Consider the following 14,649-nt stretch of genomic DNA (forward strand, 5'->3'; position numbering starts at 1 on the left):
AGCAAACAATTAAGTTCTAAACTCAGATGTAAACTCGTAAACTAACTGTCACATACTGAATGGATTATTCCCACCGAAAAAAGAAGTATTAAAATAGGTCATTGTATATGGTTGCCGCGACAATCTATCCAACAACCCAACCTGATATTTCCAATCTGTCCGATGCCACTATTTCTATTGTTGAGCAAGCTTTTTCATTGGCATCAAAAAGACAAGTACTTTCCCATCAAAAATACAAGCAGTCACTTGAATCAATTGGTTGGAGTTTAAAAGAAAGTACCCTTTACTTGAAAGTTGCAGGTACATTTTCCTCATTTTCACCAGATGACCTCCAAGAAATCGAACCCCATACCATTTTTGATTTGGCAAAACACGCCAAAAAATATAGGCAAGTCATTGAGAATTTAAAAGATTGCGGTCAAATTACCCAGAAGAAAGTCCGCGAATTTATTGCTGCTCATCGCACACCAAAGAAACCAAAACCAGATAAACCCACTATTTGGAAAGCAGGGAGAGATGGTAAACCAGTATGTCGGATTCCCGACATTATGGAAGATGATATGCAGACTGGGAATATTATCCAGAAAGAAATGGATGAAAATGGCACAATTACCCAAACATTAATTAGGGAAGCAGTTGCATTATGGCAAGGTGTAAAATCAGGGAAATTAGTTGTACACCTGAATAATGAGGAATTTTACCAGGAAACAACTGATGATTTTGAATCAGAATATTTGCTCGAACCGTCAGAGTCTCATCATAAATTAGATTTAAATACATCCATTAATTCTTTCTCAAATTCAACAGAAATTTTTGTTGCAGAATCAACAGGGTCTTCATCATCTGTTGTAATAAATACCTCCGAAATTGATGTATCTAATCATCAATTAAATTTATCACAAATAGCAGAGTCATTGACACAAGTAAATTCTTGGTCAGAAGTAATTAGTATTACCAATAATTATCAACCACCAATCAAGTCTCAAATTTGGGAGTTATTAAATACTGAAACTCGCAAGAGATTTTATGAATTGAAAAGAGAATATTTTGAAAATCTCGATAAAGTTCCACAGATCAACGATAAGGTTATATGGGAAAAGTGTCCGATTAATCTTTATTCATGGCAGCCTTTCATAATTACAAGTATTGAAGATGGCAAGGCCATGTTGGATATTTTTAATCGTCCGGTTCCTCTTGACGAATTAAGAAAATGTATTCAGTCAAATATTGATTTTTAAGAATGAGAGTCAATATTTGATATCTAATCAAAACGGTATGCATTCAGAGTCAGGAATTTGATTTTCCTTAACTATTTGCTCTATTTTCTCAACTTCTATTTTCCATTCTTCTGACGCTGGATCGTAGAAATAGTCAGTATCTACATATCCTTCACTAATAAGTTCTTCTGGAGTCATCCCATAGGATAGCTGGGTAATACTGATTTCTGGTTTTTCAGTCATCTTTTTATCCCGACAACAAATCTAACTGCAAACTGTTTTAAAGATATGGCTTTAAAACTCAATCATTTTGACACTAAAACTAAACAAGATACTCTGGTCGAACAAAAGCTCACAAATTCACTGGCTGAATATTTATTTCCTAATACTAAGTTTAGCATTGGTATTGCTTATCCTGATGCCACTATAGCAGAAGATTTGGATGAATATAATGGCATGACTTTGCAATTTTCATCGGGTGAGCGGATGTTTTTTGCAGATAACCCAAATATTCGTGATTTATTGTATCCTAACCCTTCGGATGCGGCTGCTTATCCTTTGCCTTTTACTCCTTGTCTAGCTTTTTATGAGTTACAAAATGTCAGAATTTTGGTTATTGACGATGTGACTGGGGAAAATGGTGGTGTAATTGCTGCGGATGATGCAAGAAAATTGGTTGGTGATTGTAAAGGATTAATTGATAGCAATTTTGCTGTCTCAAATAATATAAGTTCCCGTGCTTTTCAATTCCGACTTGGTATCAAACCTCAAGCAGAAAGTCCAGTCATGCTCATTGCAAAAGGTACACTTGCACCTGCACAATTGGATAAATTTGGAGAATCATTTTTTCGTATGGGTGGTAGTGTCAGAGATGCTACTCTGCGTTCCAGGTTTGGTTATGATATGGTGCTAGCAACGTCTTCTTTTAAGGGAAGGAAAGGAGAAGATGCAATTCAACCTGGGGAATATATGTTATCTATTGGTTTGGGTGTGAAGTACCTTGCTTTCTACAGAGAACATAGTTTGGGAACCCAGGTTTTAGTTAATTATCCTCAAGCTGTAAAACAGGAAATTTTACCTATAATTAAACAGCAAGCAGAAAAGTTAGCTTTAGACCAAAAACACCCAATCAAGTTAGCACAGCGATATATTGTAACTTACGAACGACGCAAAGCAATATTAGCTAAAAATCAGGAAATTGAACCCAAACCCCCAGCAGATATTGAACAATTTTCTATATTTGATAGCTTAGATTCTGGTGGTGAAAGTGAAGACAATCAACAGGATGATAACTTCGCTACACAACAACAGAAAGATTTATTATTATATTCGCTACTAAAAGCCGATTTATCTGCTTTCTGTCAAATTATCGAGCATCCGAAAATTATTGCCGAACTTCAGGAATTTGCTAGAAAGGAATGGGTAGAGATAGCAACGGGACGTTCGATAAAGTTTACATCTGGTTTGGCTCAACCTAGTTTGAAATTAAAAAAAGATGAAATTAGTATACCTTTTTTAAATGAAGGGGAAGAAGTTATAGTAACTCGTTCACCGTTGATTAATTCAAATGGTGTAATTACTTTAAAAAATAAACATTTACCAGAAATGTTAGACGGATGTGTCTATATCCATCCTCAAACTGCAATGGACAATATGCAATGCGATTTTGATGGGGATTTACTGGCTTTTGCTAGCAGTAGAGAGTTTCCGAAGTTAGCAACGGAAGTTAAAGAAAAGAACCTGACAGAAAATCGTTATCCTGATATTGTTAAAAAAGCTAAAGTACCCTATCAAGGAACTTTTCAGGAGATTGCTGTTTCGGCAATGCACAATAAGATTGGCATTATTGCTAATGAAATTCAAAAAAATATTGCACTGCAATGTGAAATTATTGCGCTGCCTCAATCTGATAAATTTAATTATCTTCAGACAGTTTCAGCACATTTTTGTTTGATATTTAAGAGATATGAACAAGGTAAATTACAGATACCAGAGCAGATATTACAGCAAATATATCCAATTGCATCGCTCATCAATAAAAATATAGACAATTCTCAAATAGAACAAAATTTACAGTTAGTTAAAAAGTTATTGAAAGATTGTGTAGCTGAATTGGGTAATGAGTTACAAGTTGCTGCTGATGGACCTAAAAGTGCTTTACGTCCCGATGATTCAATTATTCTATATTGTCAGGCTATAACTGGTTATAAGGAAGTGGAATGGTTGGCTGATAAGAAAAATAAGGAAGTATTTACTTTGCGGGGTATGAAAACTAATGGTTACAGTCCAATTGATTTAATGATTCAGCAAACTAATGATATATTTGAGCATAATCAACTTGTTGCCCGACCAATTGAACAATTTAGAAAGTTGTATTCTGAGGTGGAATTTACTGATAAACAGAGACAACAGGCTCAAAAAATTAAGGGTGAATATAATTCTCAGGTTAGAGAAAGTATTGAACTTGAAGATAGACAAAAAATAGAATCCGGTCCATATCTTGTCATTACTTCTCCATCTACTACCAAGCAATTAGAGGTTACTAATTTAATCAAGTTTCCTGCTGCTAAAAATATTCATTTCTGGAAATCTTCGGAACTCACTATTAAGATTGGTGCGAGAAATCCAACTAAAAAAATGCCTCATACCTTGTTTGCTCAAGCGAAATTTATCACCCCTGATGGTCAGGAGGTGGATATTGCTATCGGCACAATTAGCATAAAATCAATGAAAGAACACGACCTCAAGCAGGGAATGTCAATCAAGCAAGGTAAGGTTGAATTTCATTTCGGTATTAGTGATGGGATGGTTGATGCTTTAAAACAGCAAACTAGGGAATATGTTGAGTCAATTAGACAAGAAACACCATCAGAGGAAAGATTACAACTTGCAGCCGCTATTCACGATGTCAGTCATACTGAATCAAGTCAAAATTATCCGGGACTCAAAAGAGCAGGTGTGGCGTTTGCTATTTTTTCAGATGAAGTTATAGGTCAACTCCAGCAGTTACAGTTTACCCAGATGAGGGTCATCGGGACTCAATTTAATGAGTATGCTCTGAAAAATTTTCAGCGTGAAAAAGTGGCGATTAAATTTGAGGATGGTGTACATCCTCGTGACCCGACTAAAACTGCTCGTTGGGTAATTTTAGAGGGGAAGAAGCTTGGTACACTGGATGCTCATTCTCCTCATTTACTAGCCGGGTGTGAGGCAATTGCAGCTATTACTTCTGCTCCCAGTACGAGCTTTATTGTTACCAGTTTGAAAAATCCTGACCATAAATTGCAAATTGATAGCGTTAATAAATATGCTTTTGCAACTCGTCAATGGCTGGGTGAGCAAGTAAATATTACTTTGGATGTGCGTCAAAATCAAGAGCGAAAAGCACCAACTGTTTTTGCTTATCTTGATAATCAAATATTGGGAGTAGTAAATAAGCAGTCAGTCAATTTTTTACAAGGGAGACTGGCTGCTGTTGGTAGACAAATTCACGGATTTAGTTTTGTTGGTATGCTCAATAATGCTCCGGCTAGTTATGTGGATATTGTGATTGATAGCAGCAGTGTTAAGTTTCCAGAAATCACACTGGGAGAACATGAAAATAATTCCGCAGTTGCAACTGTCGTATTTTTTAGCGCATCTGTTGACAGTCAGTTTCAAGCCAAAACAGAGCAAGTCTTGTGTAATATGCTTAAACGCGCTCTTGCTCGTGCAGTGGAGAGGGGTTATGATACCGTCCGCTTTGTTGATGTTTCGTCACACTCAGATAAGTCCTTACAGAATCTCAAAACTATTGAGATGCTGGCGACAGAGCGGAAGAATATTAAGGTTGAGTTTAAAGGTGCAGCATCGCTAGAAGATGCGATGGCTACGCCCAGAGCAGGCATCGCACTCCTGACACAGCCAGATGATATAGTTGTTGGTATTCGCAGCCCAACAACTATTGGCATTATAGACTTTGCAGCTAGCCACCGAAAAGCGATCGCTGCATATATCCCGGAAACTGGACAGTTTGAGCGGCATAATTTACCTTCCGTTCAAAAGGCTGTTGTTGCAATAAATCATCCAGAGCGCGAGCGATAAGAGTATTCCGAGGTCTGAGATTTTTGAGATAAGATTTAACTAAGTCGCTTACAGAAAAAACTCATGTCAGAACATGTGCGATATATTACTAATGAGCAAGGAGAGCGAGTAGGTGTTTTGCTGGATATGGAAGCTTATCAAAAATTGGCTAACTTCTTGACTTTGGATTCCGAATGCTTAAATGGTTTAAGTTTAGATGAACTACAAGCATTAGCTGACAGTAAACTTGCTCCTGCTTCTCAAGCACGTTTGGATGAGTTGTTGTCAGAAAATACTGAATCTCGACTCTCTGCTGATGAGGTTGCAGAATTAGACCATCTTGTGGCACAAATTGACCAATTAACAATTTTAAAAACTCGTGCTAGGTACACGTTGGATCGTCTACAACAGTTAGCTGTAGCATCATGAGTGCTTATATTTCTGTTGAGTTACAACGTAAAATTCGCACCCGCTTTGCTGATTGTTGCGCTTATTGTCGGACTGCGGAAGCACTGACAGCAACAACCTTTGAATTTGAACATATTGTACCGCGTTCGGCAGGAGGGGAAACAGTTTGGGAAAATCTCTGTTTAGCTTGTCCGAACTGCAATCGTTACAAAGCCGACCGTCAAAATATTATTGACCCAATTACAGAGCAGGTAGTTCCTTTGTTTCATCCCCAACTTCAGGTATGGAAAGAACATTTTTCCTGGAATGAGGATGCCAGCATGATGGTTGGATTCACAGATATAGGTAGAGCAACCATTGCTGCTCTAAAAATGAATCGTTCGCCATTGGTTCGCGTGCGTAAAATGTGGGTTAAATTGGGAGAGCATCCGCCAAAGTTGGAATAATGCAAATTACTCACTACGCGAATAAAATTAATACGTACTATAATTCTTTCTGAGGAAAAAACCTCTATAAGACGCACAACCCAGTGGAATGAGTAAGAAAAAAGATACCCCCAACAGGGGGCATACTATTCAGAGCAAATAATAATTACTGAACGATGATGGTGCGGATTAAAATGCTCATAACTTCCCCAGAATTGTTCGTTGGTAATAAGGGACTCCAATCACCTATATCTGCATAACCAAGTTGATGCAAAACACGAATTGTTGCCATTACAGCTTGACTGGAGCCAATCAGCGTATGCTTTATTTTTTCTCGTTCTGGTTTAGCTGGGGAATTGGTCTGAAAATTAGGAATGGTTAAAACTTGGTCATTAGTATCACATAGAAAGCTTTGATGGTTTGATTGCATGGAATATCTCTCCTAGCTTTGGAGTTTACTGAATTTGCGTAGTAGCCTATTTCGTTGTTTATATCGAGATTTAATCAGGAAAGTTTTTTTCAAAATAACCCTGATGTTTTTTACCCGTGAACAATGAGAGGCTTTACTAATCGGAAATATTCTGTTTCTAGCGAATTAGCACTTCTAAAATACAGCCGGAATGAGCCATCAGCATATTGTTTGATGTCTTTTTCATCGAAAATAATTTCTTGCCTTTGCAACCATTGGTATACAGTTGCGTGAAACTCAGTCAGAAACAAAGCCGGAAAATAAATTCTTCCTACTTTTGCTCCCGTTTTTATGTGAGTGAATATTTGAAATTGTGGTTCTGCTAATACTTCTGCCATCGGTAGTGCCTGACATTCTGTTCTAAATTCTCTTGCCGTAAGGCTGGATATAAGGATTCAGCATTCAGGAGTCAGAAGTCAGAATTTATCAGGAATCCAGTATATTTCGTAACTTATGTTTTCCTAATTCTTAAACTCTTCTGACTCCTGGCTCCTGTGTCCTGAATTCTGAATCTGATAATTTTGAGAAAACAGATAAGAGTTCCTGCAATTAAATTGATACTGATTCGGTGTATTTAAGAAAATTCGAGACTTTCCAATTTAACCCGTGAACGGGATCGGCTACATTCGGTTTTTTTGATGCACCGTCGCACAATAAACAAGTCTCGCATTGAATTCTGTCATCTTCAGTATGACGGCACAGAACTTCACCTTGGCTCAAAGGAGCATCAGGAGCGATGATTCTGAAAGTCCTCCAACCCTGCATTTGGGCTAATTGCGCTTCAGCTTGGCTTTGCACAGAAGCCATTAAATATTTCTGCCAACGGCGATCGCACACTCGCCATTGGTGCGTGTAACCAGTGTATTTTCTCGATGCTAAAATGATTGGCTCCCACACCTCAAAGGGTACTGCTGTTGGGTCTCCATAAGAGCCAATTCTCACGGGATAGCGATATCGTTTCAACACTTCTATTTCATTTGTACCCAGTTTTGGGTAAGTTCCAGCTTTGTATTTGCGGTAGATATTATTAACAGGTAACAGATTAACATAGCAGCTACCTGTCTGACTCAATTTCAAGCGACAATTACCGCAAATTCCCTGATCTAAACCTTTTTTCGCTGCTTCCGTGGGCACGAATTCTTGCTGTAAAATCCAAGATTGAATTAATCTTCCAGTTTTGCGATTGGATGTAGGATAAACAAATCCGGTCAAAATCAGGGCTATCTCCGAACCATCAATCAGAGAAGCTCCTGACCAAACAATATAGCTGTTCTGTAGCATATTGATAACAGCAGATAGTTGAATATTGATGAGTTGGCAAGCTGTGAATTGAGTAATTTCGTAGACGAATAGCCACAAAAGTCTACTTATTAAAAGCGTTGAATTGACGAGATAAATCGCTGCTAATAAAAATCCTCCAGCATGATTTACTACTGGAGGATTTGAAAATCAGTACTATAGATTGTTGGGATTAGTAGTGAGTGCTATCTTCAATCGTCTCTGATTGGTAATGCATATTATCAAAACAGAATTCAGGATTCAGGAGTCAGGAGTCAGAATTCTCTACTGGAATTCTGTGCCAACTGTGGTATGAATAAGTGGGTTTAAGACCATCACTAAATTTTCAGTTTAGCCGTCTACCATTATTGGCGGGTCTGAATCTTTCACTAATTAATTGCTGACTCCCGAATTCTGACTTCTGGATTCTTCAATTTGCTCGGCATATTCTTGTCTACGTTGCCAAGATATTTGATTTTGAACTATCAAATCTTCAAGGCTTTTACCAAACTTGCGATTTGCATATTCAAGAAGTTGCTCTAGATTGTATCGTTTTTCTTCAACATTACCAAAATCAGTAGTAAAACGTTCTTTAAATTCATCCCAATCAAAAGTTTCTTTGAGAGAGCGTTTGGCAACAAGTCCACAAAGAGAACGGATAGAATAGTAAACTTTTGAGTAAACACGCTCGGAGTAATTGCTCACGGCATATTCACCTAATATTGAACCATCTATTGGTTGAATGGTAGGAGTAGAAGATTTGCGTGACGGCATAAATTGTTCCGTAAACTTCATTAACCAAATGGCGTAAGCCAATGCATTTTTACAATTAGGAAATAGAAAGTCAGAACTGTTTTGAGAATTCCGACTTTCGACTTACTAAATTCAACTTAATCTTGTGAAGAATTTCAGCCCACAATTGGAACGTGCTACCACCAAGCTGAATCATCGCAGTCAGCAATGAAATCTTTTCTTTCGCTGCACATTTGATACTCAGCTTCTAGCTGTTGTAAGTCTGCATCAAGTGCGAGATTTTTCACCGCCAGCATTATTTCTTTTAGATGAGTTTCTTCACTTATACCTGTATAATAAACCTTGATGAACTTATCTGCTTTACCCATGAAGCTTTCGAGATGGGTGACAAATGTTTGTTCAAAATCTATTGCCTGAATCATAGTTGATTGCTTCTGAATACCTTCAGTTCTCTTCAGGCGTAAGCCAAAAAATGAAATTGCCAAGCTGGAAGAAACAATAGAAATGCTCAAAGTGTATTGGTTATTGATGTTATTCGATATTATTGAACTATTTCCTAAATATTTGAAATATTACAGCAATTTTCAGGTAAATCGACCACACTGTAGGGGCACGGCATCCACAATCTTCTCAGATATACAATAATCTTACTGGTGCCGTGCCCCTACTACGATTGTGGTTCAAATAGGTGAAAACTGCTGTAAAAAATGAAAAAATCTATTATTGCTGAGTTAACTTATGTAATATCAATAAATTGACGAAAACACAAGCAACCTTCAAGGCAGATTGCAGTAGTCGAAATAGTTCTATAAACTAATACAATAGTAGACGCTTGGGGAAAATTTTCCTGAAGCGTCAAAGTGGCTGATTGAGCGTATGCTGAACAGCCAACACTAGAAATTATCCAATCTAATATCTTTCCAAATTTCAGAAACCTGCCAGCCTGTATTGCCAACTGATTGGACTACAGGATTATCTCGCAAAGGGATATAATTAGGTTCTCGACTTTCTACATCCAGTATTTGGTTTTCCAGTGCTATCGATTCTGGCGCATCAATAATATCGTCTTGAATGTTTGTTTCTTCTATTTCCTCCATACCCTTTATCTTGTTGAGGAGGAGTTTTTCAGATTTTTTGATTAGTCTCATCTGGCTCTATTTAGATTTTCTAAATTTTAGGCAATGACAATTTTTACATAGATTAACAAAGCGACTAAAGTTGTGATTTAAAAATCTTCAGACAAATCCATAAGAATATTTTATGAGGTATAGCGGGAAAAATTTAACTCGGATTAACTAGGATACAGTAAAAGAGTGAAAAATCCCAGCAGTTTGCTCAATAATGATAGTATCCTCTCATTTCCCCTATTAGCAGCAACGCAAAGTCTACTTGTTTAAGTGTACTTGTTAAAAACTATTATTTAGAGAGGCTCTCTAGTAAGATTGCTTGACAAAAATGCTCCCATCAGCATCACTCAGGAGATTATGGCTAAAACTAAGAAATCAGAAAACGTTTCCAAAAAAGTGGTTAACTCTTCTGCGAACGGGCTATATGTGCTGGATGTATTTATAATTGACGGACCAATGACCGAAGAATTTATTGCTGATAATCCAGAGGTGTCTCGAACCATTGAGATTAAAGGCAGCAATACTTTGGAGGAGCTTCATAAAATCATCTTCAAGGCATTCGACCGCGAAGAAGAGCATATGTATGAATTTCAAATTGGCGGAAATGGCCCGCAAGATCCAAATGCCAGAAGGTACGGTTTGAAACAAGTATTTTCCAGTTCCGGTTTGACACCAACGCCTACAGGCGATGTTTCTAGTACTTCAATTGCTGAAGTGGGCTTATCAATTGATGAGGCTTTTGGTTACTGGTTCGATTTTGGAGATGATTGGTGGCACCAGATTAACGTCACAAAAATCTTAGACAAGGCCCCTGCGGGCAAATATCCCAGAATTAGCAAGCGCATTGGAGTTAGCCCTCCTCAATACGCGGATTTTGATTAGTATGTCTGTTCAAATGTACGGAGTTGTTTTAGAAATCAAAACTAGTCCTATATTGCAACTATACAAAAGTACAATAGTTGTTGCAAGTAACCATAGAGAAGATATCAATCACAAAAATTATCAACACGTAAATCTCGCCAGATGTCAGAAACCTGCCAACCAGTATTGCCCACAGACTGGAGAACTGGATAGTTTTGCACTGGAGCGTAGATGTGAAGAGATTCTCTTGATTGGCTTTCTACCTCCAAATCTGGCTGCTGGTCAATGATAGGTTCATCAGCAGAGACTGTCTCGATAGGCGCAACTTCCTCAATTGCTGGCTGTGAAGTAACAGACTTTTTGACAATCAGTAGTTCCGGTTTTTTGATAGGTTTCATGTTGATCTCGGTGCCAAAAGCTTGATAGCAGAAAAACAGATGTAGCTAAAAATTGTGCGTCTCATCTATGGTGAGTGATTGGACATTCCTTCACAAGTAGTGAAAACAAGCTAATCTGTTCGGTCTGTTGAAGGGAGCAATTCATGATTAACAGATCAAAAGCAGAGTGCAATTACGCTCATAGAGTACTGTTAGTGATTGTAACTGTGCTCGCGCAAGTATTACGTCATCTGTAAAATCTGCGGTTGAACACTTACGTTGTCCACCTAGCGAAACTAAGCTGGAGATGAAGATTTACTGGGAGCGACTTATCTACAGGCATAGCTGGGCAATATGTACTACTACTATCTCGGTAATGGATTGTGACAGCGATCGCTGTCACATCCAAATAGTCACGAAGCAATTAAACTACCCGTCGCCAAACTTCAGCAATATCTCCCAGATTAATGTGCTAAATATTTTATATGCGTAAGTAGTTCATTTTACACGCTGGACATTGCGAGCAGTTATTCCAAACGGATTGGAAACAATTTCAAACTGTACGAGCGTACCTGCACCCAGGGTGCGATATCCCTCTCCAGGAATGGCAGTAAAGTTGAAGAACACATCATCTCCACCCTCATCTGTAGCAATCATGCCATTACCTGTTTTGAGGTCAATCGTCTTCAATCAGGAGTCGTGCCAGACTGGGTAATGCCTCACCGTAGGTTGGATGGATATGCACCGATTGTTCTAACACCTGCCAAGTTGCATCCGCTTCCATCAGTGATAAAAATACATGCACTAGTTCTGCTGTTTCATAGCCAACCAGGGTTGCGCCTAAGATTTTGTTGGTATCGCGATCGATTACCATCCGGTAAAACCCTAAGTCATGTCCCCATTCAATCCCACGAGCAATTTGATCTATTGGTAGGGTAACAGCACGGGCGTTAATGCCTTGCTTGGTTGCTTGCTCTAGCGTCATCCCAACTCGTCCGACTTGTGGTTCTGTGTACACGGCATAACCGAGAACGCGATCGCTGCGGGTGCGTTGTTCTCCACATAAAATGGCTTTTAAGCGACGGTAATCTTCCCAAGAAACATGGGTAAAGGCTGGTTGTCCTGCAGCATCGCCGATGGCGTAAATTCCTTGAGTTGTTGTCTGAAATTGGTCATTGATTTTGATAAAGCCTTTTTTATCCAGTTCTACCCCTGCGGCGGCAACATTCAATGCATCCGTGTTGGGTTTGCGCCCAATCACCACCATTAAAGCCTCACCCGCAAGGCTTTCGCCGTTACTCAGGGTGAGCGTAAATATATTATTGTTGTAGTCAACTTGTTCTACATTGACCTGAAAATGCACAGAAATGCCATCAAGCTGTAATGCTGCTGCCAAGGTTTGACTAACATCTGCTTCTTCTTGTGCCAACACGCGATCGCCGCGCACAATCAGATGAGTTTCACTTCCTAAACGAGCTAAACCTTGTCCTAATTCCAGCCCAATATAACCTGCACCTATCACTAATAATCGCTTCGGTAGTTCCTTTAAATCAAAGAAGTTGCGATTGGTGAGATAGGGAGTTCCGGCTAAACCAGGTATATCTGGGATCGCTGAAGATGTACCAGTATTGATGACAATCAGTGGTGCTTGAACGGTGACATCTTTGCTTGTGACGATGCGTTCTCCAGTGAACGAGGCTTCAGCGCAAACTACTTGCACTCTGGCATTCTCTAAACGCTGACGAACTCCTTGATTAAAGCGAGCGCGAATACTTCTAACTCGCTCCATCACTCTAGGAAAGTCAACCTGAACCTGAGTGTTAATCCCCAGTTTAGCAGCCTGACGGGCGCGTCCTGCGGCATGGGCAGCTGCTAAAAACGCTTTAGAAGGAGTACATCCATAGTTAACGCAACTGCCACCTAACGCATCTCGTTCAAAAAGTACAACTTTGTGTCCCGCTTTGGCAAAATCTGTGGCTAAAGGAATGCCACCTTGTCCGCTACCAATGACGATTAAATCTGCGGTTTCCATCTCTACACCCCCCTCATTCTTGAGCAACAGCGATGTCTACGACAAGCCGCCTTGCGGCACTCACCCCCAGTTTACGGTCAAATACTATCTACAGAACTAATAAAATCTTGAACAATAGTCACAGCGAGCATACAATCTCTGAGGGCACAGAGGCTCTTCCCCTACTGCCAGTTAATTTTAAAACCAAGTGAAAGTACATGTAATATACCTAGCACATGATTTTAGGCATCTCTTCTGGCTGATATAGTGCCTATGTACTATAAAGTTAGTACCATAGGATTGAACTTCTGCAAACAAGGTATGCAAAACACAAAGCGCTTGAGGAGCAAAATTTTGGTTGAAGAAGAATTCAGGAGTCAGAATCAATAAGTCGGGGATTCAGACCCGCGACTGATTGAACACGAGTGCGTCTCCCCTTGGGAGAAAACCACCAAATCGTAGATTTGGTGGGGGTCTTAAACCCGGTTATTCATCAGCCACTCGCACAGAATACCTTTCCTGTATTCTGACTTCTGACTCCTGAATTCTGTTCAATAAAAAAGCATATTTAGCCGTAAATCTAGCTTTTTGCAGTCAGTAAATGGATGAGGAAGATTATTCATGTTGACATGGATGCCTTTTACGCATCAGTAGAGCAACGGGATCATCCCAGCTACCGAGGAAAACCATTAGTAGTTGGTGGCAGTCCCAATCAACGCGGTGTGGTAGCCGCCGCTAGTTACGAAGCTAGAGCTTTTGGCATTCACTCAGCGATGCCTTCAGTGGTTGCGATCGCTCTTTGTCCTGGACTAATCTTTGTTAAACCAAGATTTGAAGTTTACCGAGAAATTTCACAGCAAATCCACGACATATTTAAACGCTACACCGATTTAGTAGAAGGGGTAGCACTAGATGAAGCCTACTTGGATGTTACCGAAAATAAGCAAAACATCACCTACGCTTCGACAATTGCTAGGTACATCAAAGCCGCAATACTAGAGCAAACTCACTTAACAGCGACAGCAGGTGTATCAATTAACAAATTTTTGGCAAAGATGGCATCGGGGCAAAACAAACCCAACGGATTAACAGTGATTCTGCCAGATGATGCGAGCGCCTTTGTAGAAGGGTTAGCAATTGAGAAGTTCCACGGCATAGGAGAGGTAACGGCAGCGAAAATGCACGCTTTGGGCATTCATACTGGTGCAGATTTAAAGGCGCGTTCGCTTTGGGAACTAACACAACATTTTGGTAAGGTGGGGCAATATTACTACAAAATTGCCAGAGCAGAAGATGATCGCTCCGTTGAGCCGAATCGAGTTCGCAAGTCGATTGGTGCAGAAACTTCTTTTACTTGGGATTTAAGCGAGCGCCATCAGATGCTACAGGAACTCGAACAAATTGCTCAAATTGTGGAGCAACGCTTGGAACAGCACTCCTCAGGGGGACGCACTTTGACTTTAAAAGTTAAGTTTTCTGATTACCATCAAATAACACGCAGTAAAACTCTTTTGTCAGCCATTAAGAAAGCAGATACAATTTTTGAAACTGCACAACTGCTAGGGGAAACGCATCTTATTTCCTAATAAAAACTAAGAGAGATTTCAAAATGACATTGATAATTGTAAAAATTCCGGCAATGATAAATAAAACAAATAAAA

The 14,649-nt window shown here is 39.3% G+C and carries 17 protein-coding genes; 6 read left to right on the forward strand and 11 right to left on the reverse strand.

All coding sequences use genetic code 11. The annotated features are described in order from the left end of the window. Positions 1-107: 107 nt before the first annotated feature. Positions 108-1,238 carry a hypothetical protein gene (locus H6G41_RS09175; protein ID WP_190745685.1) on the forward strand — a complete coding sequence of 377 codons (1,131 nt, stop codon included), beginning with the start codon at positions 108-110 and terminating at the stop codon, positions 1,236-1,238. 27 nt (positions 1,239-1,265) lie between these two features. Here H6G41_RS09175 and H6G41_RS09180 read toward each other — a convergent pair whose 3' ends face one another. Continuing rightward, positions 1,266-1,460 (reverse strand): hypothetical protein, encoded by a 195-nt coding sequence (locus H6G41_RS09180; RefSeq protein WP_096646659.1) that lies wholly within the window; start codon positions 1,458-1,460, stop codon positions 1,266-1,268. Positions 1,461-1,505: 45 nt separating this feature from the next. On the opposite strand from H6G41_RS09180, the gene H6G41_RS09185 reads away from it, so the two are divergent. The 3 genes from H6G41_RS09185 to H6G41_RS09195 all read left to right on the forward strand — a co-directional run bounded on the left by H6G41_RS09185 (position 1,506) and on the right by H6G41_RS09195 (position 6,133). Further along, positions 1,506-5,300 (forward strand): hypothetical protein, encoded by a 3,795-nt coding sequence (locus H6G41_RS09185; protein WP_190745687.1) that lies wholly within the window; start codon positions 1,506-1,508, stop codon positions 5,298-5,300. A gap of 63 nt (positions 5,301-5,363) precedes the next feature. Next, positions 5,364-5,708: a hypothetical protein gene (locus tag H6G41_RS09190; RefSeq protein WP_190745689.1), complete on the forward strand. Its 345-nt coding sequence runs from the start codon at positions 5,364-5,366 to the stop codon at positions 5,706-5,708. After that, positions 5,705-6,133: an HNH endonuclease gene (locus tag H6G41_RS09195; protein WP_190745691.1), complete on the forward strand. Its 429-nt coding sequence runs from the start codon at positions 5,705-5,707 to the stop codon at positions 6,131-6,133. The genes H6G41_RS09190 and H6G41_RS09195 overlap by 4 nt, the downstream gene beginning before the upstream one ends. Before the next feature lie 145 nt (positions 6,134-6,278). Here H6G41_RS09195 and H6G41_RS09200 read toward each other — a convergent pair whose 3' ends face one another. The 6 genes from H6G41_RS09200 to H6G41_RS09225 form a co-directional block, all read right to left on the reverse strand. After that, on the reverse strand, positions 6,279-6,542 hold the full coding sequence (locus H6G41_RS09200) for a hypothetical protein (RefSeq protein WP_190745693.1): 264 nt from the start codon (positions 6,540-6,542) through the stop codon (positions 6,279-6,281). A 110-nt stretch (positions 6,543-6,652) separates the two neighbouring features. Continuing rightward, positions 6,653-6,919: a hypothetical protein gene (locus H6G41_RS09205; RefSeq protein WP_190745695.1), complete on the reverse strand. Its 267-nt coding sequence runs from the start codon at positions 6,917-6,919 to the stop codon at positions 6,653-6,655. 211 nt (positions 6,920-7,130) lie between these two features. Then, positions 7,131-7,862 (reverse strand): hypothetical protein, encoded by a 732-nt coding sequence (locus H6G41_RS09210; protein WP_190745737.1) that lies wholly within the window; start codon positions 7,860-7,862, stop codon positions 7,131-7,133. Positions 7,863-8,252: 390 nt separating this feature from the next. Next, complete coding sequence (locus tag H6G41_RS09215) at positions 8,253-8,633, reverse strand: hypothetical protein (protein WP_190745739.1); 381 nt, start codon at positions 8,631-8,633, stop codon at positions 8,253-8,255. Positions 8,634-8,788: 155 nt separating this feature from the next. Next, positions 8,789-9,124, reverse strand: a complete 336-nt coding sequence (locus H6G41_RS09220) for a Pb-reticulocyte-binding protein (RefSeq protein WP_306790423.1) — start codon at positions 9,122-9,124, stop codon at positions 8,789-8,791. Positions 9,125-9,505: 381 nt separating this feature from the next. Further along, positions 9,506-9,760 (reverse strand): hypothetical protein, encoded by a 255-nt coding sequence (locus H6G41_RS09225; protein ID WP_190549754.1) that lies wholly within the window; start codon positions 9,758-9,760, stop codon positions 9,506-9,508. A 294-nt stretch (positions 9,761-10,054) separates the two neighbouring features. Here H6G41_RS09225 and H6G41_RS09230 point away from each other — a divergent pair, with 294 nt between their 5' ends. Next, a complete protein-coding gene (locus tag H6G41_RS09230; protein WP_242037849.1) occupies positions 10,055-10,621 on the forward strand; it encodes a plasmid pRiA4b ORF-3 family protein in 567 nt (188 codons plus the stop codon). Between the two features lie 104 nt (positions 10,622-10,725). Here the strand turns inward: H6G41_RS09230 and H6G41_RS09235 are convergent, their stop codons facing one another. From H6G41_RS09235 to H6G41_RS09250, 4 genes are all read right to left on the reverse strand, one after another. After that, positions 10,726-10,998 carry a hypothetical protein gene (locus tag H6G41_RS09235; protein ID WP_190549750.1) on the reverse strand — a complete coding sequence of 91 codons (273 nt, stop codon included), beginning with the start codon at positions 10,996-10,998 and terminating at the stop codon, positions 10,726-10,728. A gap of 253 nt (positions 10,999-11,251) precedes the next feature. After that, positions 11,252-11,401, reverse strand: coding sequence for a hypothetical protein (locus tag H6G41_RS09240; protein ID WP_190745697.1), 150 nt, complete (start codon positions 11,399-11,401; stop codon positions 11,252-11,254). Positions 11,402-11,475: 74 nt separating this feature from the next. Further along, positions 11,476-11,667 carry a cold shock domain-containing protein gene (locus tag H6G41_RS09245; protein WP_306790424.1) on the reverse strand — a complete coding sequence of 64 codons (192 nt, stop codon included), beginning with the start codon at positions 11,665-11,667 and terminating at the stop codon, positions 11,476-11,478. Beyond that, positions 11,654-13,009 carry an FAD-dependent oxidoreductase gene (locus H6G41_RS09250; RefSeq protein WP_190745699.1) on the reverse strand — a complete coding sequence of 452 codons (1,356 nt, stop codon included), beginning with the start codon at positions 13,007-13,009 and terminating at the stop codon, positions 11,654-11,656. The genes H6G41_RS09245 and H6G41_RS09250 overlap by 14 nt, the downstream gene beginning before the upstream one ends. 584 nt (positions 13,010-13,593) lie before the next feature. Here H6G41_RS09250 and dinB point away from each other — a divergent pair. Beyond that, the gene (gene dinB, locus H6G41_RS09255) at positions 13,594-14,574 is read left to right on the forward strand and encodes a DNA polymerase IV (RefSeq protein ID WP_190745701.1); all 981 of its coding nucleotides are present in this window, start codon (positions 13,594-13,596) and stop codon (positions 14,572-14,574) included. The last annotated feature ends 75 nt before the right edge of the window (positions 14,575-14,649 follow it).

It is taken from the genome of Tolypothrix sp. FACHB-123 (assembly GCF_014697075.1).
Classification (GTDB): Bacteria; Cyanobacteriota; Cyanobacteriia; order Cyanobacteriales; family Nostocaceae; genus Aulosira.

Coding starts and splice junctions, on each gene's coding strand:
- H6G41_RS09175 (WP_190745685.1), top strand. CDS start 108: ATGGTTGCCGCGACAATCTATCCAACAACCCAACCTGATATTTCCAAT.
- H6G41_RS09180 (WP_096646659.1), bottom strand. CDS start 1,460: ATGACTGAAAAACCAGAAATCAGTATTACCCAGCTATCCTATGGGATG.
- H6G41_RS09185 (WP_190745687.1), top strand. CDS start 1,506: ATGGCTTTAAAACTCAATCATTTTGACACTAAAACTAAACAAGATACT.
- H6G41_RS09190 (WP_190745689.1), top strand. CDS start 5,364: ATGTCAGAACATGTGCGATATATTACTAATGAGCAAGGAGAGCGAGTA.
- H6G41_RS09195 (WP_190745691.1), top strand. CDS start 5,705: ATGAGTGCTTATATTTCTGTTGAGTTACAACGTAAAATTCGCACCCGC.
- H6G41_RS09200 (WP_190745693.1), bottom strand. CDS start 6,542: ATGCAATCAAACCATCAAAGCTTTCTATGTGATACTAATGACCAAGTT.
- H6G41_RS09205 (WP_190745695.1), bottom strand. CDS start 6,919: ATGGCAGAAGTATTAGCAGAACCACAATTTCAAATATTCACTCACATA.
- H6G41_RS09210 (WP_190745737.1), bottom strand. CDS start 7,862: ATGCTACAGAACAGCTATATTGTTTGGTCAGGAGCTTCTCTGATTGAT.
- H6G41_RS09215 (WP_190745739.1), bottom strand. CDS start 8,633: ATGCCGTCACGCAAATCTTCTACTCCTACCATTCAACCAATAGATGGT.
- H6G41_RS09225 (WP_190549754.1), bottom strand. CDS start 9,760: ATGAGACTAATCAAAAAATCTGAAAAACTCCTCCTCAACAAGATAAAG.
- H6G41_RS09235 (WP_190549750.1), bottom strand. CDS start 10,998: ATGAAACCTATCAAAAAACCGGAACTACTGATTGTCAAAAAGTCTGTT.
- H6G41_RS09250 (WP_190745699.1), bottom strand. CDS start 13,009: ATGGAAACCGCAGATTTAATCGTCATTGGTAGCGGACAAGGTGGCATT.
- dinB (WP_190745701.1), top strand. CDS start 13,594: ATGAGGAAGATTATTCATGTTGACATGGATGCCTTTTACGCATCAGTA.